Here is a 21,189-nt window from a genome sequence, read left to right as displayed (position 1 = left end):
ATCCAAATTTTTCAAGGAGGAGCAATGCAATATAAAAAACTATTCACAATTCCTTTTATTGCACTTTCTTTATTTTCTACTGCGTGCGCCGTGCAAAGTGGAAACGTAGTTGGAAAAGAAAGTGTTTATCCACCAGTAGCAAATTTTTCTTTTGAAATTAAGATAAAACCACTTTCTGATATGGATTATCAGGCTGTCATTACAAATAAAAAAACTAAAAAAATACAAATTATTGAAAGTATGTCACATCCCCCTCTAACTGCAGATCATTTGATTCAAATACAAGACTTAAATAATGATGGATACCCTGATATTATTTTAAAGGGTTTTCCTGTTGCAGCGTCAGCAATTAATGGTAATGAACTTTATATGTTCAATCCTGAAACTAAACAATTTGAAGAAACTAAAGATATTACCCAGCTTGGCGAAATTCATGCTAGCGGAAAAAACTGTATTTACGTTGATTATCGGAAAAATTCAATGGAATACTCCCAGGATCATTATTGCTGGCGTAATGGTAAATGGCATTTTATTGAAAATAGGTAAAATATTATGAATGATAAATTCGATCAATATCGCTATATGAAATAGGGTAATTTATTACAAATTTAAGGAATTTAAAAAAAATGAAAAAAGCATTATTTCTTTCTGTTTGCCTATTAGGGGCAGGTTCATGTTTTGCACAGGAAAATATAGAGCATAAAAAAGAAGTCTGTCCTAAAAGTGCATTAGAAAATATTGAAAATGTTAGTTATGATTGCTTGGATGTTTGGGATAGCCGTTTAGAAAAAAAAATTGATGAAAAATATAAGATGATATACCGACGAGTAAAACAAAAAGATATGGCTCTACATGCTTTGCCTTCCTCTTATTTTATTAAAGTACGTAAAACTTGGAATGCATATAGAGAACAACTTTGTTCTGATCCTACAAATAATACAGATCTAAAATCTGCATCTGATTGGTATATTCTTCAATGCCGAATTGAGCAATCGCAAGCTCATTTGAAAGCATTGGAGCGCTTCTAATTTGTTTTAAGAAAGGAATAAAGTATGGCAAAGAAAGCGAATCATGGCCTTCGTTTTACCGGTGGCGATCATTTAACCCCTAAAGATGGTTTTAAATATTATCTACATCAAGCTATGATGGTAAATGAATTGCATGGGGGGTATGGTGCATATGAAATGTCTGATGCTGTACATGGTTCTAGTGGTCCAAGCTTTGGTGGAAATCAATTTGATGTGGGATCTAATAAAGATGGCCAAAAGTTATTAGAAAAAATACTTCATCATGCCAAAGATAATGCAGGAAATTCTTTTTTATCAGAATCTGAGATGACGCAGCTTCATCGGATATACAAACCATTTAATGATGTCAAGAATAAGAAAGGAGAGATAGTAATTAAGGGAATGAGTGATGAAGATAAAGCATTCTACAAGCAAATCAAGCCCAAATTGGATGCTGCGCTATCATCCCCTACAGGAATAAAATTAATTAATGAAAACTATAATGAAAATTTAGATGATAAAATTTTAAAGGTAGAGGAAAAGATTAGTAATGTTAAAAATAAAGTAAATAGAGAATTTTTGAATAACAGCATGCAGGCAAAGGTCTTTATTGCAGATATTGGCAATCAATATGGTGTAAAAGTTAATGATGCTCTTGTTAAGTTTATTGCACAAACAGAAAAAGACAATGGAGTCACTTTGCCTGGAAATAAAACTGTAAAAGTGCATGGTCAGCTTGATATGGAAGATTTAAAAAATTTCCGTATGAATACTGCACATGGAATTAGTCACCCGGCAGATGCAAAACGTCGGGACGAAAATATCGAAAGAATCACAGCTCCAACTCGTCAGCAAGAACATTCCAAATCTTCTGAGGGTAATGACAGGCCAGCCGATAAACTTCAAGCTTTAATTCAAGGCTTTAAAAATGACAAAGATGGTACGTTCACAGCCAAAGCATTGGCTAACAATGCCGATGTGGTGGCAAATTTTAGAGATGAGTTGCGAGAGACCTTAAAACAAAATCAGGCTCAAGAAGTTGCTCAAAATACTCCACAAGTTCAAGAAGAGCGCAGCTCTGGCGGTCGTTCGTTTGGTTAAATTATTCCCAAATTTGAAGAGTGCTGATAGCACGTTTTTTCCCATATTCTTTAAATAGATAGTTACGCATGAATAATAACGAACTTGAACAGGCACATAATCTTTTGCTTGAAACCGCCGAGGTAATGGTACAGTTTAGGCAAAGTGCTCATCAGATTGTCCAAAATCTTGAGGATAAATTGGATAAATCACTTTACGATCAACGCAAGATGATCACAGAGATGGTACGTGCGGAAGTGACGAAAGAAATGTCAAATTCTGTGGCTGGTTATGTGCGAGATATGGAAAAGGCACGCAACCAAATGGCTGATCAAGTACGTGAATTCAATGTATACTTGAATAAGGTAAATGAAGAAAATCAGAAGATTTCTTCACGTTTGGTATGGGTTATTTCGCTTGCAATGGCAACATTGGTTATTGGAGGATTGGCATTATCTTTTTTCTATGTCATGTTGATTGATCAAAAACGACAGGATGCGGATATGGTCGGTCGCATCAATCGAGCCAATATTGTGCGATGCGGCGATGAACTTTGTGCCAAGACAGGTAAAAACGTAGAAAATGGCTATCGGGTTATTCAGCATAGATAGCCGAGAAACTAAAGGCCGTCTGAAAAATCAGGATAACTGGTTTTCAGACGGCCTTTGTTCTTATAATAGCGGTTTATTGTTTCCACACACACAGTAACGGAGTTTCCATGCAGTTTTCAGCATTCGGCGAAAAATTCACACAACACAGCGGTATTTTGCAGTTGATGGACGATTTGGGCGACGCGCTCAAAAGCGACAAGCCCGTCAATATGCTTGGCGGCGGCAATCCGGCGAGGATTGCTGAAGTCAATGCGGTGTTCGCCGATGTGTTTTCCAAGCTGGCGGCGGAACACGCTGTTGAGAATATCGGCAATTATTCCAATCCGCAGGGCGATGCGGCGCTAATTGCGGCTTTGACTGAGTTTCTCAACCGTGAATACGGCTGGAATCTGAAGGCGGACAATATCGCGCTGACCAATGGTTCGCAAAACGCGTTTTTCTATTTGTTCAACCTGTTCGGCGGCAAATTCAATCTTTCAGACGGCCAAACGGCTGAAAAAGCCATTTTGTTGCCGCTTGCGCCTGAATATATCGGTTATGCCGACGTGCATGTCGAAGGGCAGCATTTTATTTCGGTAAAACCGAAAATCGAAAATGTCGAACACGAAGGCGAAGCGGGATTTTTCAAATACCACGTGGATTTTGACGCGTTGGAGAGCCTGCCTGAATTGAAAGAGGGCAAAATCGGTGCGATTTGCTGTTCGCGCCCGACCAATCCGACCGGCAATGTGCTGACTGACGGCGAGATGGAGCGTTTGGACGCTTTGGCGCAGGAACACGGGATTCCGCTGATTATCGACAACGCTTACGGAATGCCGTTCCCGAATATTATTTACAGCGATGTGACGCTCAATTGGCACGAAAACATCATCCTCTGCTTCAGCTTGTCTAAAATCGGACTGCCCGGCGTGCGTACCGGCATTATTGTCGCCGCGCCGGAAGTGGTCAAAGCCGTCAGCAGTTTGAATGCGATTGTGAACCTGTCGCCTACGCGTTTCGGCGCGGCGATTGCGGCTCCGTTGTTAAACGACGGCCGTCTGAAACAGCTGGCCGATGAAGTGATTCAGCCGTTTTACCGTAATCAGGCGCAAACCGCCGTCTCGCTGCTCAAGCGCGAATTGGGCGCGTATCCGTTGAAAATCCACAAGCCTGAAGGTGCGATTTTCTTGTGGCTTTGGTTTGAAAACCTGCCTGTTTCGTCGCAAACCTTGTACGAAATGCTCAAGGCCGAAGGCACGCTGATTATTCCGGGTGAGCATTTCTTTGTCGGTATTGATAGGCAAGACTATCCGCACGCGAGCGAGTGCATTCGCATGAGCATTGCGCAGGATGCGGAAACGCTGGAAAAAGGCATTGCCGCGATCGGTCGCGTGGTGCGCGGTTTGTACGATAAAAAATAAACGTTTTGAATAGGCAAAGGCCGTCTGAAACCTGAACAATCGGGTTTCAGACGGCCTTTTTGTCGGATTTAGATATGGTGGATAACCAGTTTTTTGCCTTCGTAATCGAGGACGTTGACGTCCATATCGAATAGGGTTTTGATGTTTTCGGCGGTGAAAATATCGTTGGGCTTGCCCTGCATGGCGACTTGGCCGTTTTTCATGGCGACGACGTAATCGGCGTAGGCTGCTGCCTGGTTGATATCGTGCAGGACGACGACGGTGGTGCGTTTGTGTTCGTCGGTCAGCCGGCGCAGGATTTGCATGAGGGAGCGGGCATGATACATGTCGAGGTTGTTCAGCGGTTCGTCGAGTAAAACGTAGTCGGTGCGCTGACAGAACACCATGGCAATCATGGCGCGTTGGCGTTGGCCGCCGGAAAGCTCGGTCAGGTAGCGGTCGGCGAAGTCTTGCAGGTGGAACTCGGCAAGCGCTTCTTCGACGATGGTTTTGTCGTTTTCAGACGGCCTGCCTTGATGGTAGGGATAGCGGCCGAACATGAGCAGGTCGCGCACGGTAATGCGGCTCATGATGCTGTTTTCTTGGGTGAGGATGGAGAGCGTGCGGGCAAGTTCGGCGGTAGGGGTGGTCTTGATGTCTTTGCCTGCGTAGCTGATGTCGCCGTGTACCAAGGGCTGCAGGCGTGCCATAAAAGAGAGGAGGGTGGATTTGCCTGCGCCGTTCGGGCCGATCAGTGCGGTAATGCCGCCTTCGGGAATGTCGAGGCTGACGTCGTTGAGGATGGGGTTGCTGCCGATGGTGTGGCTGACGTTGCGGATGGTAATCATAGGCGGGTCCGAAAATGGAAATTGGGGTTTCAGACAGCCTTTCAGCATGAGGCCGTCTGAATTTTATTCCTGTATGGTGTTTTTAGATTTCGCTGACGGTGACAAATTCGGGATTGTCGGCTTGATCAATCAGGAAGGCGCGGACGCGTTCTTGCCAAAGCTCGCCGAATTGTTTGAGTTCGTCGGCACTTGCGCTGCCGCTGACGGCTTTGGGCATGATGTCGCGCATTTGCGGCGCAAAGGGTTGGAGCGCGGCATTGAGGTTGACGGCAACGGCTTTGCCGGTATCGCGGCGGCGGAGTGCGAGTGTGCCGTCGATTTCGCCTGCACCAAAGGACAAGAGGTGGCGGCGGGCAAAGCGTCCGGCTGGGCCTACGCCGCCAAAGCCGGTTTCGGGTGCCGCGCCGGTAAGGAGTTGGACGACGGAAGCGGTAACGCCGGTCGTGCCTTCGTCACGCTCGCCCTGCATAAAGGCTTCGATGTCGCCGCGTTGCGGCAGCTCTGCGCCGTAAAGGGCTTTCAGGCCTTTGACCACCATCAGGTAGGCACCGGCGACGGTCGGGCAGGAGTGGCCGCACAGGCGCACGGCATCGGCGTAGCGGTAAGTGAGGATGCCGTTTTCGGCTGCGCCGAGGAAGTCGGCCAATGCGTCTTGGACGGTAATGGTCGGGGCATCATCGAAGAATGAAGGGAGGCGTTCTTGTGTCATGAGGGTTGTCCTTTATGGGTTTGTTTAGGCCGTCTGAAGGTTTCAGACGGCCTGAAACCTTTGCGGCATACTGTTGCGGCATTTGCATTCAGTATTGCGGCAAAGGTTTCGGACTGAAACTGCGGTGTTATTTTAGGAGTATTTGTTTGTCCTGTATAAATTTTTCCGCCAGTTTTGTCGCGCCGTGGGTGTTGAGGTGGTTGGTGTCAAAATATATCGGCAGGCCGTCTATGGTTTTGTCTGCCGGAATCGGACCCATGATGTTGACCCAATGCACGGCAGGCCGCTGTTTGACGATGTTTTCTATGGTCTTGTCGGCTTCGGCGGAGCGGGCGATTTCGGCTTTTTTATGCTCGGAAACGTATTGCATGTCGAGGCCGAGGCGCTGTTTCAGGTAGTAATGGCGCAGGGGCAGTTGCGCGTTCATCGGCGTGTCGGCAAAGACGTAAACCTGCTTGCCCTGTTGAATCAGGGTGTCGAGCATTTTGCCGAAATAATCCGTAAAACCGGGCTTGTCGGTATGCAGGAACCAACGTTGCGAGATAAAGATCACCGGATAGTTTTCGACCTTTTGTGCGATAAAGCGGTTGTAAGGGTTGCAACGGTCGGCACGACGGTCGCTGTGCGGCAACACAAAGCCGAAGGCAACGCCGCAGCTGTTGGACGAGATGACGTCGGCGGCAAAGCCTTCCTGTTTGCCCACCATATCGATAAATGGCGTCAGGTGGGCGGCGTGGGAATCGCCCATCAGCAGGACTTTGCTGCTTTGGTTTTCCGCACCGACGGCGCAGTCGGTTTTGGTCAAGGTATCCGCGCAGATTTTACTTTCGTCAACCGTATATAGGTTTGCCTCGTATGCGGCCGGTTTGGCAGTCAGCAGGTAGCCGGCGGCAGGAATCAGCAGGGCGAAATAGGCGGCGATTACCCCGATGAATTTTTGGGTGGTGAAATTCTTTATCCGTCGCGCCGGTGTTTCGACGAAGTAATAGGACAAAACGGACAAGCCCGACATCAGCACCACGGCTAATACAATCGCGGACATCGGCAAAGCGTTGTCCATGTAAACATAGCGCATGACGGCCAAGACCACCCAATGCCACAGATACAGCGAATAGGAAATCAAACCGATAAACACAATGGGCTTGAGGCTCAACAGTTTGGCGGTATTGAAGCCGCTTTGCGTTTGCAGGGTTTTGCCCGAGTAAATCAAGCCGCCAACCGCCGTACAGCACAGCAGCCGTTCGATATTGCCTTCGCCTGGCAACACGCCGTAAGGAAGCAGCAGCATGGCGGCAATCACCGCCATCATCGCCCAGCCGACCACAGGCGTGCTGAAACGGTCGTTGTTTTGGGAGGGCGAAATAAAGGCAAAAAGCGCGCCGATCAGCAGCTCGTATGCGCGCACATAAGGCAGGAAATAAGGGTCCATGCCGAAGGTGGGCAAAAAGACGGACAACAGGCTCAATACAATCAGCAAAAGGATGAATTGGCGGATGTTGCGCCCTTTGCTGAATCGGAAAAAGGCAATCAGCAACACCGGAAAAACAAAGTAAAACTGCTCTTCCAGCGATAAAGACCAAATGTGCTGCAAAGGTTTTTCCGCCGCATCAGCATCGAAATAGCCGCCACGCCGTGCAAAAAACAGGTTGGCCGAAAACAGCAACGCAAACACTGCCGATTTGACGTATTGGCGCAGGTCAAACGACAAGAAAAAGATTGCGGCGGCCAAGCTCGTACACAGCAATACGCAGGAGAAAACGGGCAAAATGCGCTTCGCGCGGCGTTTGTAAAACTCTAAAAACGAAAAGCTGCCGTTTTGCATTTCGCGGCTGATGATGGTGGTGATCAGATAGCCGGACAAAACGAAAAACATATCCACACCAAGAAAACCGCCGGGCAGCCAAGCGGCATCAATGTGGAAAATAATGACAGCCAATACTGCCAACGCCCGTATGCCGTCCAAGTCGGGACGGTATTTTAATGTCGTGCTCATTTTTTGTAATTTTAGTAAATCCAGTAATGTTTACTATGAGTACATGTCAGAAATTTAGTTTCATTTCAAGGATTAAATATTTTTGAAACATAGATTTCAGACGGCCTGAATTTATTTTTGCGAGCGTTTGGGCACGTTTAATTTATTTCTTTTTCAACACCAAATATAAAAATACCAATCCGCCTGCAAATTCGACGACCACGCTCAATACGGCCTGCATGCCGAGGAAGTGTTCGAAGATGGTTTGCCCACCGACCAACAGGATGCCGCCGACACAAAAAGTCATGGGCAAGCGGACGGAATGTTTGACCGACGGGGAAAAATGGTTGGCCAGTGCGGCAACCAGCAGGCCGAAAAAGCTTACCGGGCCGACAACGGCGGTGGCAGTCGCAACCAGTGCGGCGATCCACAACAGCAGCCATAAGGTATTGCGCGTGTAGTTGATGCCCAAATTAATGGCCTGATTGCGGCCGAGCAGGTAAACGTCGAGGCGGTGGCGTTCGCGCCAGATCACGGCGGCGCTGATGAGCAATACGATTGCGCCGATGCCCAACAATTCCGAGTGGACGGTATTGAAGGTGGCAAACATATTCGCCTGCGCGGCGGTAAATTCTTCGGGGTCAATCATGCGCGAAAGCAGAGACGACAGGCTGCGGAACAAAATCCCGAAAATCACGCCGATTAAAATCATGCGCGACAAATCGCGTCCGCCCTGTTTGATGAGCGTGTAGAACAACAGCAGCGAGCCGCCCATCATGACGACCAGTTCAAAGCCGAATTTGCCCGTCAACGGCAGGGAAGCATAGCCCACGCCGCCGAGCGTAAACACCAGCAAGGTCTGCAAAAACACATACAGCGAATCGAAACCCAAAATCGAAGGGGTCAGAATCGGATTGTTGGTCAGCGTTTGGAAGAGTTGCGTGGACACGCCGACCGCATAGGCGACCATCAGCAGCGCGGCAAGTTTGGTCAGACGCAGGTGCAGGACAAAGTCCCAATCGCCTTTGACGTTGAGCGTCATAAACAGAACGCAGGAAACCAGCAACAGCGCAAAGGCGACCCACAACGGACGGCTGCTTCCTGCCATAAAACCGATATTTTTTTCAGACGGCATGAGCAGGTTTCCTTAATAAAAGCCATAAAAACAAAGCCGTCCCCATTACGCCAAAAACCGTAGAGACCGGAATTTCAAACGGAAATACAATCACGCGTCCGACAATATCGCACAGCAACACCAAAGACGCGCCCAGCAAGGCCACCGCAGGCAGGCTTTGGCGCAGCTTGTCGCCCATCAGGCGGCTGATGATGTTCGGCACGACTAGGCCGATAAACGGAATATTGCCGACCGTCACGACCACTAAAGACGTAATCAGCGCCACAATAATCAACCCCGACCACAGAATCGCCGTCCTGTTCAGCCCCAAGTTCACGCTCACCGTTTCGCCCAAACCCAAAATCGTCAGCTGGTCGGCAATCAAATAGGCAAACAAAGCCAAAATCCCTGTTGCCCACAACAATTCATACCGTCCGAGCAACACGCCGGAAAAATCGCCCTGTTGCCACACGCCCAGCATTTGCAACATTTCGTTTTCATACGCGATAAAGGTGGCCACCGCCTCAATCACACCGCCGAAAATAATCCCGACCAAAGGCACCATCAGTTGCGCGGTCGGCGGCAGGCGGCGGATCAGCAGCATAAAGACCAACATCCCGATCAGCGCGGCAACGGCGGCAACCGACATTTTTGCCAGCAGTGGCGCGGCCGGCAGCAGCAGGGTCATCAGCAGCAAACCCAAAGCCGCGCTTTGGCTTGCGCCCACCATCGACGGTTCGACAAAACGGTTGCGCATCAAAATCTGCATAATCATGCCGGCCACTGCCATCGACGCACCCGTCAGCACAATCGCAAACGTACGTGGCAGGCGGCTGATGAACATGACTTGCTGGCTGTCGGATAGCGAAAACAGGGCGGACCATTTGAAGTCGGCCACGCCGATCGACAGGCTGACGGCAAACAATATCAGCAGCGCCACACCGTTGACCGCATTTAAAAATGAAGGTTTGTGAAACATAAAATGGTTCGGAAAAAATAAGGCCGTCTGAAAGAAGGGTTAAGGTATTTTGCGAAAAAGGCAGGTTTGCCCATCATAAAAACAGATGCAAACAGGCAAAAATTGTCCATTTGCACCATGTATTTTCAGACGGCCTAAATCCAATGACTTTAGATCAAGCAGCTTGATCCTGTGAATCATCAAACCTTTCAGGCCGTCTGAAAGAGGCGGGCGGCTATGCCCGCGCCGAATTACTTGGCCGCATTAAACGCATCGCTGACCTGTTTGGAAGCGTTCAGCAATTCTTGTGCGCCGCCGGCCGCCAGATAGGTTTCCGGTACGAGGTACACGACTTGGCCTTTTTTCCATGCAGTTGTTTCGGCAACCAAAGGATTGTCCAAAACATCTTTCGCAGCCTGACCTTCTTCACCGATGGCCGCGCCGCGGTCCAAAACAAACAGCCAATCAGGGTTTTTCTCTTTCAGGTATTCAAAGCTGATAGGCTGGCCGTGGCTGCCTTCTTTAATCGATTCATCGACAGCGGGAACGCCGATGTCTTTGTGCAGCCAACCACCCAAACGGGAAGAAGGGCCGAAAGCCGACATCTTGCCACCGTTGACCAAAATCACCAAACCCTTGCCTTTGCCTTGAGCCGCAGTTTTCGCCGCTTCAAACGAAGCATCGATTTCCGCTTTCAGCTTGTCCGCTTCGGCCTGTTTGCCGAAGATTTGCGCCAGCGCGTCGATGCGCTCTTTTGAGCTTTCTTTCAGATTGGCGGTTTCAGCGGTCATTTCGATGGTCGGTGCAATCTCGTTCAACTTATCAAACGCTTTGGCTGCACGGCTGCCGATGATGATGAGCTGCGGTTTGTAAGCGTTGAGTGCTTCGTAGTCAGGCTCAAACAGCGTGCCGGCAGGTTTCGTGGTTTTGAAATATTCGTCCAAGTAGGGCAGGCGGTTTTTGTCGACGGACAAACCGGTTTTCACGCCCAGTTTGTTTAAAGTGTCGAGCATGCCCAAATCGTAAACAGCGATACGCTCCGGATTTTGCGGCACTTGCGCATCGCCGCGCGCGGTTTTCACCGTCAGGCTTGCACCTTCGGTTTGGGCGGCAGAAGCGGAAGCAGTTTGTGCCTGATTGGAAGCAGAATCTTTCGGTGAACACGCACCCAAAGCGAGGGCGCAGCATACGGCTAAAGCGGTCAAACGTAACATAGAGTCTCTCCGTGGTCGGAAATAAAGTAAATCGAAATGATAACTTGTATCGGGCTATAAAGCTAGACGCCGTCTGAAAACTTTTGTTTTCAGACGGCCTTTTCAAGCTGATTGCTTAGAAGCGGTAGTTCACACCCAAACGGACATCGCGGCCGATGCCCGGCAAGGTTTCACCGCGTTGGCTGTGCGGATAGTAGAACTTGTTAAACACGTTGTTGACGGCAAAGTTGACATTGAGTGTGTCTTTGCCCAGAGGTTTCCAGTTGGCGAATACATCGTTCACGCCGTAGCCTTTACGTTTGACTTCACCCTTGTCGCGAACCAATACCGAGCCGGAAGCTTTTTGGAGGTAGCGTCCGCGCCAGCCGATTTCCAAATTCGGATTTTGGAAGCGGTAGGAGAGGGAGGTCGTCCAAGTGCGGCCGGTTTGTACGGCAAATTCAGGGTTGGCACTTAACAGGTTTTCAGGATGAGTATCGTAGATGCGCGGTTTGCTGTGGCTGACGCCGACTTTCGCCATCAGGCCGCCTGTACGGTAGGACGCACCCAGTTCGTAGCCTTGGTTTTTGATGTAGCCTGCATTGACGATTTCGCGTACGCCTGCAATCGGGTTGCCAGCAGCATCATGGCGTTGCTGCGGACCTGCGACGGCATCTTTAATTTTTTGCCAGAAGTAGCTACCGTTGGCGGCAAAGCTACCGTTGTTGTAGTTGAAGCCAATTTCGGTATTGCGGGCACGTTCGGCTTTGGTGCCGTCTGCAATCGACGTAATGGCGTTTCTGCGTCCATGTTGACGCAGTGCATCGTAAAGACGCGGGCTGCGGGATGCGTAGTTGTGGCTGGCACTGAAACTCCAGTATTCATGCGGTTGCCAAATCACGCCGAAGCTCGGGTTGACGGTGCCGTCGGAAACGGATTTGCCGTCATGGGTTTTGATGTCGAAATGGTCGTAGCGCAAGCCGCCTGTAAGGGTAAAGTCGCCGATGTCGTGGATGGCTTCAGCGTAAATACCGGCATCGCTTTTCTTCGGATTGCTCAAGGCTGAGCTGAAGAATACCGGCGGTTTGATTTCTTGATGACGGTAGTTGACGCCGTATTTGATCAATGTTTTTTCGCCAATGCGGCTGTCCAGATTGAAATTCGCGCCTTTGGTTTCGATAACGGTCGTATTCGGGCCGGGCAGGTTGCCTGCATAACCGTTTTTACTGTCATCGGCCGAATAGCGTTCATTTTTCATCAGGTAGGCGTTGGCATCCAGTTTTTCAACAAAACCCAAGTTGTTTGCCGTCCATGCCAAGTTGGTGTTGGAGAGGCTGGTTTCGCGGTAGGTCGGGGCTTGGCGTTCCAAGGTCAGACGCGGGTTGTCAGTGGCGGTAAACTCTTCACGGACGGTGCGGATGCCTCGGTGTTGATCATTCATGTGGCTTAATACTAAGCGGTGGTCGCCGAAGTTTGCGCCGATTTTGGCAAGATAGCTACGCTTGTCCAGCGCGCTGAATGGTACGGTTTTGCCGCCGTTGCTGTTTGTATAGCCTTTGCCGGGTTCGTAATCTTTTTCATCGTTGCGGCTGTAAGAGAACAAGCCATCAAAGTTACCCGCTTTGCCGAATACGCTTGCACCGTAGCTTACGCCGTCATTGCTGGCATAGCCGCTGTTGAGGCGCACACCCCAGTTTTTGTCCAAACCTTTGAGCAAGTCTTGGGCATCGACTGTTTTGGTAATAATCGCACCGTTGGTTGCGCCGATACCGGCAGATGCCGAACCTGCGCCTTTTTGTACAGAGACGATTTTAACCAGTGCAGGGTCGATGATGAAACGGCCTTGGTGATACAGCATTTGGCTGTCGGAAGAGGCGTTGTCCACCTTAATATCCACCGAGTTTTGACCCATGCCGCGCAGCGTCAGGAATTGAGATGAACCGTTGCCGCCGCCGAAGTCGATGGCTGGTTCTTCTTTTAATAATTCGCGCAAATCGGTTGCCGTGCTTTCGTCTTTTTGACGAAGAGTGACGATATTGGTTTTGATTTTGCTACCTTGGCGGTCGCCTTTAACGGTAACGGTATCAAGCACAACATTGTCTTTGGCTTCATTTTCTGCGTGTGCAAAACCGGCTGCCAGTGTCAGTGACAGCAGGCTCAGTCGAAACAGAGGCGTATTCATTGAGAAATGTCCTTAATAAAATGACAGTAATAAAAAATAAAAGCAAATAAAGAGAAATTATCTTTAAAATATGCAATTAAGAATAATCATCATTTATAATAATGCATATAAAAGAAACAGTTGTAAAGAGTTGTATTGAATTTGTAAAGGAAGTGGGTTGTTTTTAAACGAACTTTGCAGTTGGTATATCAGACCGTCTGAAAAATATGTACTCGAACATTCTTGCGTATGAAAATATTTGGAAAGACTGCATAGAAATTTTTACTTTTTCCCTTGAATTTGTCGCAGACAACCCAAATCTACCCGCCATTACGGCAGGCTTTCCATAAGCGTGCCGCTATTTCCAAGCAAACCGTGTCTGTCATGTCCGACAGACAATTGTTTTCAATCTATTTATTTATCGGAGCATTAAGACATGACCATCCGCCCTTTACACGACCGCGTAGTCGTCAAACGCTTAGAAGCTGAAGAAAAAACCGCCTCCGGCATCGTTTTGCCGGGTGCGGCTGCTGAAAAACCCGACATGGGCGAAGTAATCGCCGTGGGTGCGGGCAAAATCGGTAAAGACGGCGCGCGCCGTCCGCTGGATGTCAAAGTCGGCGACAAAGTGATTTTCGGCAAATACAGCGGCCAAACTGTAAAAGCCGACGGCGAAGAGCTGTTGGTAATGCGTGAAGAAGACATCTTCGGTATCGTTGAATAATTGTTGAATTAAGTTTCAGAACCAAAGGCCGTCTGAATCAAACATGAAGTTTTCAGACGGCCTCGAACAGATTTTTAATATTGATTTGGAGAATTTAAATGGCAGCAAAAGACGTACAATTCGGCAATGAAGTTCGCCAAAAAATGGTAAACGGCGTCAATGTATTGGCAAACGCCGTACGCGTAACTTTGGGCCCTAAAGGCCGCAACGTGGTGCTCGACCGCGCTTTCGGCGGCCCGCACATCACTAAAGACGGTGTGTCTGTTGCAAAAGAAATCGAATTGAAAGACAAATTCGAAAACATGGGCGCGCAAATGGTGAAAGAAGTGGCGTCTAAAACCAACGACGTAGCCGGCGACGGTACCACTACTGCAACCGTATTGGCGCAATCCATCGTTGCCGAAGGCATGAAATACGTGACCGCCGGCATGAACCCGACCGACCTGAAACGCGGTATCGACAAAGCCGTTGCCGCTTTGGTTGACGAGCTGAAAAACATCGCCAAACCTTGCGACACTTCTAAAGAAATCGCCCAAGTCGGTTCTATTTCCGCCAACTCTGACGAACAAGTCGGCGCGATTATCGCCGAAGCGATGGAAAAAGTCGGCAAAGAAGGCGTGATTACCGTTGAAGACGGCAAATCTTTGGAAAACGAGCTGGACGTAGTTGAAGGTATGCAGTTCGATCGCGGCTACCTGTCTCCTTACTTCATCAATGACGCTGAAAAACAAATCGCTGCTTTGGACAATCCGTTTGTATTGTTGTTCGACAAAAAAATCAGCAACATCCGCGACTTGTTGCCTGTTTTGGAACAAGTGGCCAAAGCCAGTCGTCCGCTGTTGATTATCGCTGAAGACGTAGAAGGCGAAGCCTTGGCGACTTTGGTCGTGAACAACATCCGCGGCATCCTGAAAACCGTTGCCGTTAAAGCTCCGGGCTTCGGCGACCGCCGCAAAGCCATGTTGCAAGACATCGCTATCCTGACCGGCGGTGTGGTGATTTCCGAAGAAGTCGGCCTGTCTCTAGAAAAAGCGACTTTGGACGACTTGGGTCAAGCCAAACGCATCGAAATCGGTAAAGAAAACACCACCATTATCGACGGCTTCGGCGACGCAGCCCAAATCGAAGCGCGTGTTGCTGAAATCCGCCAACAAATCGAAACCGCAACCAGCGAATACGACAAAGAAAAACTGCAAGAGCGCGTGGCTAAATTGGCCGGTGGCGTGGCAGTGATCAAAGTCGGTGCCGCTACCGAAGTGGAAATGAAAGAGAAAAAAGACCGCGTGGAAGACGCGTTGCACGCTACCCGCGCAGCCGTTGAAGAAGGCGTGGTTGCAGGCGGCGGCGTAGCCCTGTTGCGTGCCCGTGCTGCTTTGGAAAACCTGCACACCGGCAATGCCGACCAAGACGCAGGCGTACAAATCGTATTGCGCGCCGTCGAGTCTCCTCTGCGTCAAATCGTTGCCAACGCAGGCGGCGAACCTAGCGTGGTTGTGAACAAAGTATTGGAAGGCAAAGGCAACTACGGTTACAACGCAGGCTCCGGCGAATACGGCGACATGATCGAAATGGGCGTACTCGACCCTGCCAAAGTAACCCGTTCCGCGTTGCAACACGCCGCGTCTATCGCCGGCCTGATGCTGACCACAGACTGCATGATCGCTGAAATCCCTGAAGAAAAACCTGCTATGCCTGATATGGGCGGCATGGGTGGTATGGGCGGCATGATGTAAGGCCGTCTGAAACCTTCAGACAAAAAGCAAAACCGCACGGTAATCAGCCGTGCGGTTTTTTATTTGCCGGTAGAGGCGTGAGATGGTGAGGCGAATGCCATGATTTACAGAGAAAAAAGGGTAGCCAGTTCCATTGAATCAGAAGCCATCAAATGAACTTCATCATTAAAAAAGGCCGTCTGAAACTTTATTTTGTGTTTCAGACGGCCTGATTAATGATCTAAACCGTTACTTTTTGCTTGAACGGCTGTACTGGACAGCTTGAGACAAGAGTTCTTCAATTTCTATCCACATAATAACTCCTTACAGTAAACCAGGTTGACCTAAAGCAGGGTCGTTGGCTCGTGCCGCTTGGGCATCTTCGACAGTCAGTCCAAGGGCTTTCGCCACGCCTTCGCCGTAGGCGGGGTCGCAACGGTGGCAGTTGCGGATGTGGCGGTATTTGATGAAGTCGGGGGCGTCGCCCATAGCTGCGGCGGTGTTGTCGAACAAAGCCTGTTTCTGCGCGTCGTTCATCAGGTTAAACAAGGCGCGCGGTTGGCTGAAATAGTCGTCATCATCTTGGCGGTAGTCCCAGTGAGCCGCGTCGCCGTTGATTTTCAAAGGCGGTTCGGCGAAGTCGGGCTGTTGCTGCCATTGGCCGAAGCTGTTGGGTTCGTAGTGCGGCAGGCTGCCATAGTTGCCGTCGGCGCGGCCTTGCCCGTCGCGCTGGTTGCTGTGAACAGGGCAACGTGGGCGGTTGACGGGGATTTGGTGTAAGTTTACGCCCAAACGGTAGCGTTGCGCGTCGGCATAGTTGAACAAACGGGCTTGCAGCATTTTGTCCGGGCTGGCGCCGATACCGGGAACCAGATTGCTCGGTGCGAAGGCGGATTGTTCCACATCGGCGAAGAAGTTTTCGGGATTGCGGTTCAACTCGAATTCACCCACTTCAATCAGCGGATAGTCTTTTTTCGGCCAAACTTTGGTCAAGTCAAACGGATGATAAGGTACTTTTTCCGCATCGGCTTCAGGCATGACTTGGATGTACATCGTCCATTTCGGAAACTCGCCGCGCTCGATGGCTTCGTACAGGTCGCGCTGATGGCTTTCGCGGTCGTCGGCGATGATTTTTGCGGCTTCTTCGTTGGTCAGGTTTTTAATGCCTTGTTGGCTGCGGAAATGGAATTTCACCCAGAAACGTTCGCCCGCTTCGTTCCAGAAGCTGTATGTATGCGAACCGAAGCCGTGCATATGGCGGTAGCTGGCGGGGATGCCGCGGTCGCTCATGACGATGGTGACTTGGTGCAGGGCTTCGGGCAGCAGCGTCCAGAAGTCCCAGTTGTTCGTAGCGGAGCGCATATTGGTGCGCGGGTCGCGTTTGACCGCCTTGTTCAGGTCGGGGAATTTGCGCGGGTCGCGCAGGAAGAACACGGGCGTGTTGTTGCCGACCATATCCCAGTTGCCTTCTTCGGTATAGAACTTCAACGCAAAGCCGCGGATGTCGCGTTCCGCATCGGCTGCGCCGCGCTCGCCCGCCACGGTGGTGAAACGGGCAAACATCTCAGTTTGCTTACCAACTTCGCTGAAGATTTTGGCACGGGTGTATTTTGTGATGTCGTGTGTCACGGTAAACGTACCGAACGCGCCCGAACCTTTGGCGTGCATACGGCGTTCGGGTATGACTTCGCGCACGAAGTCGGCGAGTTTTTCATTCAGCCACAAATCCTGCGCCAGCAGAGGGCCGCGTGGGCCTGCGGTCAGGCTGTTTTGATTGTCGGCAACGGGTGCGCCGTTGTTCATGGTCAGGTGGGTTACGGGACATTTAGAGACGGTCATGATGATTTCCTTTGTGAAATGGTCAGTGGTTTATAAAACGATTTGCCGGAAGGCATATTCGTAGCCGGTTTCTTGATTCTCATAAATTTCTTGCATCGACATTTTATTTCCTTTTGTTGTTAACTATTGAAAGAACTATACAGAAAGGTTTTAACTATTGGAACTATGAAATCGATTTAAAATAGATATAATAAATCAATTATTAAATATCATTAGTTTTAATAAATAATTTGATTGTGAAAAAAGGCCGTCTGAAACTTTATTTTGTGTTTCAGACGGCCTTATTTTTAGTCAAAACAGAGGATTATTTATCCTGTTTGGCTTTGCGTTCTTCCAACCAATGTTCCAAGTAGTGGATGCTGACGCCACCTTTTTGGAAGCCTTGATCACTGAACAAGTCGCGGTGCAGCGGTGTATTGGTTTTGATACCGGTAATCGCCAGCTCGGCAAGGGCTACGCGCATTTTTGCCATGGCTTGGTCGCGGTCTTTACCGACGACGCAGATTTTGCCGATCAGGCTGTCGTAGTAAGGAGGGATGCGGTAGCCTTGGTAGATGTGGCTGTCGACGCGGATGCCGAAGCCGCCGGGCAGGTGGCAGCTTTCAATCAGGCCCGGGCTTGGAATGAAGTTGTACGGGTCTTCGGCATTGATACGGCACTCAAACGCGTGGCCTTCGACTTGAATGTCTTCCTGTTTGTATTGCAAAGGCAGGCCGGATGCGATGCGTAATTGCTCTTGGACGATGTCCACGCCGGTGATGAGCTCGGTAACCGGATGCTCAACCTGAACGCGAGTGTTCATCTCGATAAAGAAGAATTCGCCGTCTTCGTACAGGAATTCAAACGTACCTGCGCCGCGATAGCCGATGCGTTTGCAAGCGTCGGCACAGGCTTTGCCGATTTTGGCGCGTTCTTCTTCAGTGATGAACGGAGCAGGTGCTTCTTCGATGACTTTTTGGTGGCGGCGCTGCATGGAGCAGTCGCGCTCGGCGAGGTAGATGGCGTTGCCGTATTCGTCGGCAATCACTTGGATTTCGACGTGGCGCGGACGTTGCAGGTAGCGCTCCATGTAAACCATCGGGTTGCCGAATGCCGCACCTGCTTCGGCTTTGGTCATCTCGACAGACTGGAGGAGGTCTTCTTTTTTCTCGACGACGCGCATACCGCGACCGCCACCGCCGCCGGAGGCTTTGATAATGACGGGATAACCGACTTTATCGGCGATTTTGAGGATTTCTTCGCCGTCGTCTGGCAATGCGCCTTCAGAGCCGGGAACGCAAGGCACGCCGGCTTCGATCATGGCATGTTTGGCGGATACTTTGTCGCCCATCAGACGGATGGTATCGGCTTTCGGGCCGATGAAGACAAAGCCGGATTGTTCGACTTGTTCGGCAAAATTGGCGTTTTCGGCGAGGAAACCGTAGCCCGGGTGGATGCCGTCGGCTTCGGTTACTTCGGCAGCAGCAATGAGGGCAGGAATGTTGAGGTAGCTTTGTGCAGATGCGGCAGGGCCGATGCACACGGATTCGTCGGCGAGTTTGACGTGCAGGCTGTCTTTGTCGGCTTCGGAATGGACGGCGACGGTGGCGATGCCCATTTCACGGCAGGCTCGCAGGACGCGCAGGGCGATTTCGCCCCGGTTGGCGATCAATACTTTTTTCAGCATGATAATCTTTCCGGATGGTTCAGACGGCCTCAGCGGCCGCCTAATGCGTTGCGGATTTTTTGGTCGGTTTTGTATTGGCTCAAGGCGTAAACCGACCACATGGCTGCCGGTATCCAGCCAACCAGCGTACATTGCAGAATCAGACAGATGATGCCTGCAATCGGACGGCCGATGGTGAAAAACTGCAACCAAGGCAAGAAAATAGCCAAAATCAGACGCATGGTTTGTCCTTAATGAACAGAAAAAGGAATTTCAGACGGCCTCGAAACTGAAGGCCGTCTGAAAAAACGGATTATTCAATGATGAAGAGCGGCTCGCCGTATTCGACCGGAGTACCGTTTTCAACCAGAATTTCTTTAACGACACCGGATTTCTCGGCTTCGATTTCGTTCATCAGCTTCATGGCTTCGATGATGCACAAAGTATCGCCGACTTTAACCTGTTGGCCGACTTCGACAAAAGCGGCGGCGTTCGGGCCAGGAGCGCGGTAGAACGTACCGACCATAGGCGATTTTTGTGCGTTGGACAAATCGCGAGCTGCAGGGGCGGCGGCTGGAGCGGCTGCGGCCGGAGCAGCGGCAGGGACGGCAACCGGAGCGGCTGCGGCAGGTGCCGGAGCAGCATAAATAGGAGCTGCGGCGGCAGTGGTACGCGTAATGCGGACTTTTTCTTCGCCTTCGGTAACTTCAATTTCTGCAATGCCTGATTCTTCGACCAAATCAATCAGTTTTTTCAATTTACGCAAATCCATTGCTTTTCCTTTTTAGCGCGGCATAAAGTACATATTGGGTATGCGCCGCTGTGGTTTTAGATGATTTCCTGAGACGTCGGAAGGCGGGTTTGCCATCCGGCGTTTAAATAATGTCGGAACAGGGCGGAGCCTGAGAAATGAATCTGGTTATTTTCCCGAACTTGTCGGTAAATGTCCAGTAAAAGATAGAAAAAAGGCGTTTTTCGGCGAAAAAAGAAAGGAACGCTGATTTTCGTTAAAAGGTGATTTTCCCAAGAGCGTTTATTCTAATTTATTGGTTTTTCGACAAAACATGCCGTCTGAAAACCAACTTTGCGCGTATAATGGCGCCTGTTTTTTTAAAGTATGCACGACAATGGATATTTCCGATTTTGATTTTGAATTGCCCGAAAAACTGATTGCCCAGCATCCGCCGGAAGTGCGCGGCAGCAGCAGGCTTTTGGTTGCCTTGCCTACATTGCCGATTGAAGACAAACATTTCGGCGATTTACCCGATTATGTCGCACCGGGCGATGTGCTGGTGTTTAACAATACCAAAGTGATGAAGGCGCGCCTGTTCGGCCAAAAAGCCAGCGGCGGCAAAATCGAAGCCCTGATTGAACGGGTATTGGACGCGCATACCGCATTGGCGCATATCCGTTCGTCCAAATCGCCGAAACCGAGTACGGAATTGATTTTTGAAGGCGATATCCGCGCCGTCATGATGGAGCGTGCGGAAGAATTGTTTTGCCTGAAATTTGAAGGAGAGCAAACCGTTTATGAACTTTTGGAGCAAAACGGCCATTTGCCGTTGCCGCCTTATATCGAACGCGCGGCCGATGATGAAGACGACAGCCGCTATCAGACCGTGTACGCCAAATATCAAGGCGCAGTGGCCGCGCCGACGGCAGGTTTGCACTTTACCGATGAATTGTTGGGCCGTCTGAAAGCCAAAGGCGTAGAAACCGCAGAAGTGACCCTACACGTCGGTGCCGGCACATTCCAACCCGTGCGCGTTGATAAAATTGAAGAACACAAAATGCACAGCGAGTGGTTTGACGTACCGGCTGAGACCGTTGCCGCCGTTGAAGCCGCCAAAGCGCGCGGCAATAAAGTGTGGGCAGTGGGTACAACCTCCATGCGCGCCTTGGAATCCGCCGCACGCGAGACAGGCCGTCTGAAAGCCGGTCGCGGCGATACCGATATTTTCATTACGCCGGGTTACCGCTTCAATGTTGCCGACCGATTGATTACCAACTTCCACCTGCCCAAATCAACCTTGCTGATGCTCGTCAGCGCGTTTTCGGGCATGGAGCATATCCGCAGCGTTTACCGTCATGCGGTGGAACAGGAATACCGCTTTTTCAGCTATGGCGATGCGATGATTTTGGGAAAAGCGGAATAAAGCGGAAGAGGATTGGAGCGTTTCAAACCGGTTATTTGGGTTGTCCAGAATCTGAATCAGTTGGAACGCTCTAAAATACTC

At 49.9% G+C, this 21,189-nt stretch carries 19 protein-coding genes; 8 read left to right on the top strand and 11 right to left on the bottom strand.

The window, feature by feature from the left end; translation table 11 throughout:
- The first annotated feature begins 24 nt into the window (after window positions 1-24).
- The 5 genes from KCG55_RS03030 to KCG55_RS03010 all read left to right on the top strand — a co-directional run bounded on the left by KCG55_RS03030 (window position 25) and on the right by KCG55_RS03010 (window position 4,098).
- Entirely contained in the window at window positions 25-546 is a 522-nt protein-coding gene (locus tag KCG55_RS03030) for an XAC2610-related protein (protein ID WP_254323362.1), read from the top strand.
- A gap of 80 nt (window positions 547-626) precedes the next feature.
- Window positions 627-1,028, top strand: a complete 402-nt coding sequence (locus KCG55_RS03025; RefSeq protein ID WP_003684225.1) for a hypothetical protein — start codon at window positions 627-629, stop codon at window positions 1,026-1,028.
- Window positions 1,029-1,052: 24 nt separating this feature from the next.
- Window positions 1,053-2,108, top strand: coding sequence for a hypothetical protein (locus KCG55_RS03020; protein WP_254323361.1), 1,056 nt, complete (start codon window positions 1,053-1,055; stop codon window positions 2,106-2,108).
- Window positions 2,109-2,176: 68 nt separating this feature from the next.
- A complete protein-coding gene (locus tag KCG55_RS03015; protein WP_254323360.1) occupies window positions 2,177-2,698 on the top strand; it encodes a lytic enzyme in 522 nt (173 codons plus the stop codon).
- 107 nt (window positions 2,699-2,805) lie between these two features.
- Window positions 2,806-4,098, top strand: coding sequence for a valine--pyruvate transaminase (locus KCG55_RS03010; RefSeq protein ID WP_254323359.1), 1,293 nt, complete (start codon window positions 2,806-2,808; stop codon window positions 4,096-4,098).
- A 68-nt stretch (window positions 4,099-4,166) separates the two neighbouring features.
- Here the strand turns inward: KCG55_RS03010 and KCG55_RS03005 are convergent, their stop codons facing one another.
- The 7 genes from KCG55_RS03005 to KCG55_RS02975 form a co-directional block, all read right to left on the bottom strand.
- The gene (locus tag KCG55_RS03005) at window positions 4,167-4,925 is read right to left on the bottom strand and encodes an iron ABC transporter ATP-binding protein (protein ID WP_003684210.1); all 759 of its coding nucleotides are present in this window, start codon (window positions 4,923-4,925) and stop codon (window positions 4,167-4,169) included.
- Window positions 4,926-5,007: 82 nt separating this feature from the next.
- Complete coding sequence (locus tag KCG55_RS03000) at window positions 5,008-5,634, bottom strand: FmdE family protein (protein WP_254323358.1); 627 nt, start codon at window positions 5,632-5,634, stop codon at window positions 5,008-5,010.
- A gap of 127 nt (window positions 5,635-5,761) precedes the next feature.
- Complete coding sequence (locus tag KCG55_RS02995) at window positions 5,762-7,627, bottom strand: acyltransferase family protein (RefSeq protein WP_254323357.1); 1,866 nt, start codon at window positions 7,625-7,627, stop codon at window positions 5,762-5,764.
- Window positions 7,628-7,769: 142 nt separating this feature from the next.
- Window positions 7,770-8,741, bottom strand: a complete 972-nt coding sequence (locus tag KCG55_RS02990; RefSeq protein WP_063068312.1) for an iron chelate uptake ABC transporter family permease subunit — start codon at window positions 8,739-8,741, stop codon at window positions 7,770-7,772.
- A complete protein-coding gene (locus KCG55_RS02985) occupies window positions 8,731-9,699 on the bottom strand; it encodes an ABC transporter permease (RefSeq protein ID WP_049328940.1) in 969 nt (322 codons plus the stop codon). Before KCG55_RS02985 ends, KCG55_RS02990 begins: the two co-directional genes overlap by 11 nt.
- 230 nt (window positions 9,700-9,929) lie before the next feature.
- Entirely contained in the window at window positions 9,930-10,892 is a 963-nt protein-coding gene (locus tag KCG55_RS02980) for a siderophore ABC transporter substrate-binding protein (protein ID WP_254323356.1), read from the bottom strand.
- A 115-nt stretch (window positions 10,893-11,007) separates the two neighbouring features.
- On the bottom strand, window positions 11,008-13,053 hold the full coding sequence (locus KCG55_RS02975; RefSeq protein WP_254323355.1) for a TonB-dependent siderophore receptor: 2,046 nt from the start codon (window positions 13,051-13,053) through the stop codon (window positions 11,008-11,010).
- Between the two features lie 415 nt (window positions 13,054-13,468).
- Between KCG55_RS02975 and groES the strand changes: the two genes are divergently transcribed.
- Window positions 13,469-13,756 carry a co-chaperone GroES gene (gene groES, locus KCG55_RS02970; protein ID WP_003744509.1) on the top strand — a complete coding sequence of 96 codons (288 nt, stop codon included), beginning with the start codon at window positions 13,469-13,471 and terminating at the stop codon, window positions 13,754-13,756.
- A 98-nt stretch (window positions 13,757-13,854) separates the two neighbouring features.
- Window positions 13,855-15,489, top strand: coding sequence for a chaperonin GroEL (gene groL / locus KCG55_RS02965; protein ID WP_049322649.1), 1,635 nt, complete (start codon window positions 13,855-13,857; stop codon window positions 15,487-15,489).
- Window positions 15,490-15,792: 303 nt separating this feature from the next.
- Here groL and katA read toward each other — a convergent pair whose 3' ends face one another.
- The 4 genes from katA to accB all read right to left on the bottom strand — a co-directional run bounded on the left by katA (window position 15,793) and on the right by accB (window position 19,724).
- On the bottom strand, window positions 15,793-17,307 hold the full coding sequence (gene katA / locus KCG55_RS02960) for a catalase KatA (RefSeq protein WP_254323354.1): 1,515 nt from the start codon (window positions 17,305-17,307) through the stop codon (window positions 15,793-15,795).
- A gap of 304 nt (window positions 17,308-17,611) precedes the next feature.
- Entirely contained in the window at window positions 17,612-18,973 is a 1,362-nt protein-coding gene (gene accC, locus KCG55_RS02955) for an acetyl-CoA carboxylase biotin carboxylase subunit (protein WP_254323353.1), read from the bottom strand.
- A gap of 29 nt (window positions 18,974-19,002) precedes the next feature.
- Entirely contained in the window at window positions 19,003-19,194 is a 192-nt protein-coding gene (locus KCG55_RS02950) for a YqaE/Pmp3 family membrane protein (protein ID WP_003684175.1), read from the bottom strand.
- 71 nt (window positions 19,195-19,265) lie between these two features.
- The gene (accB, locus tag KCG55_RS02945) at window positions 19,266-19,724 is read right to left on the bottom strand and encodes an acetyl-CoA carboxylase biotin carboxyl carrier protein (RefSeq protein ID WP_254323352.1); all 459 of its coding nucleotides are present in this window, start codon (window positions 19,722-19,724) and stop codon (window positions 19,266-19,268) included.
- A 355-nt stretch (window positions 19,725-20,079) separates the two neighbouring features.
- Between accB and queA the strand changes: the two genes are divergently transcribed.
- Window positions 20,080-21,108 (top strand): tRNA preQ1(34) S-adenosylmethionine ribosyltransferase-isomerase QueA, encoded by a 1,029-nt coding sequence (gene queA / locus KCG55_RS02940; protein WP_254323351.1) that lies wholly within the window; start codon window positions 20,080-20,082, stop codon window positions 21,106-21,108.
- Window positions 21,109-21,189 lie beyond the last annotated feature (81 nt).

Origin of the sequence: Neisseria subflava (genome assembly GCF_024205745.1) — a bacterium.
Taxonomy (GTDB): Bacteria; Pseudomonadota; Gammaproteobacteria; order Burkholderiales; family Neisseriaceae; genus Neisseria; species Neisseria flavescens_B.
Note: the sequence above shows the minus strand (reverse complement) of the source record. Positions and strands in the feature narration are given on the sequence as shown.

Bases quoted from the DNA above. Each gene is read 5' to 3' on its own strand.
- accB (WP_254323352.1), bottom strand. From the start codon at position 19,724: ATGGATTTGCGTAAATTGAAAAAACTGATTGATTTGGTCGAAGAATCA.
- KCG55_RS03010 (WP_254323359.1), top strand. From the start codon at position 2,806: ATGCAGTTTTCAGCATTCGGCGAAAAATTCACACAACACAGCGGTATT.
- groES (WP_003744509.1), top strand. From the start codon at position 13,469: ATGACCATCCGCCCTTTACACGACCGCGTAGTCGTCAAACGCTTAGAA.
- KCG55_RS02990 (WP_063068312.1), bottom strand. From the start codon at position 8,741: ATGCCGTCTGAAAAAAATATCGGTTTTATGGCAGGAAGCAGCCGTCCG.
- katA (WP_254323354.1), bottom strand. From the start codon at position 17,307: ATGACCGTCTCTAAATGTCCCGTAACCCACCTGACCATGAACAACGGC.
- KCG55_RS02980 (WP_254323356.1), bottom strand. From the start codon at position 10,892: ATGTTACGTTTGACCGCTTTAGCCGTATGCTGCGCCCTCGCTTTGGGT.
- KCG55_RS02985 (WP_049328940.1), bottom strand. From the start codon at position 9,699: ATGTTTCACAAACCTTCATTTTTAAATGCGGTCAACGGTGTGGCGCTG.
- accC (WP_254323353.1), bottom strand. From the start codon at position 18,973: ATGCTGAAAAAAGTATTGATCGCCAACCGGGGCGAAATCGCCCTGCGC.
- KCG55_RS02950 (WP_003684175.1), bottom strand. From the start codon at position 19,194: ATGCGTCTGATTTTGGCTATTTTCTTGCCTTGGTTGCAGTTTTTCACC.
- KCG55_RS03000 (WP_254323358.1), bottom strand. From the start codon at position 5,634: ATGACACAAGAACGCCTCCCTTCATTCTTCGATGATGCCCCGACCATT.
- KCG55_RS03020 (WP_254323361.1), top strand. From the start codon at position 1,053: ATGGCAAAGAAAGCGAATCATGGCCTTCGTTTTACCGGTGGCGATCAT.
- KCG55_RS03005 (WP_003684210.1), bottom strand. From the start codon at position 4,925: ATGATTACCATCCGCAACGTCAGCCACACCATCGGCAGCAACCCCATC.
- KCG55_RS02975 (WP_254323355.1), bottom strand. From the start codon at position 13,053: ATGAATACGCCTCTGTTTCGACTGAGCCTGCTGTCACTGACACTGGCA.
- KCG55_RS03015 (WP_254323360.1), top strand. From the start codon at position 2,177: ATGAATAATAACGAACTTGAACAGGCACATAATCTTTTGCTTGAAACC.
- KCG55_RS03030 (WP_254323362.1), top strand. From the start codon at position 25: ATGCAATATAAAAAACTATTCACAATTCCTTTTATTGCACTTTCTTTA.
- queA (WP_254323351.1), top strand. From the start codon at position 20,080: ATGGATATTTCCGATTTTGATTTTGAATTGCCCGAAAAACTGATTGCC.
- KCG55_RS03025 (WP_003684225.1), top strand. From the start codon at position 627: ATGAAAAAAGCATTATTTCTTTCTGTTTGCCTATTAGGGGCAGGTTCA.
- KCG55_RS02995 (WP_254323357.1), bottom strand. From the start codon at position 7,627: ATGAGCACGACATTAAAATACCGTCCCGACTTGGACGGCATACGGGCG.
- groL (WP_049322649.1), top strand. From the start codon at position 13,855: ATGGCAGCAAAAGACGTACAATTCGGCAATGAAGTTCGCCAAAAAATG.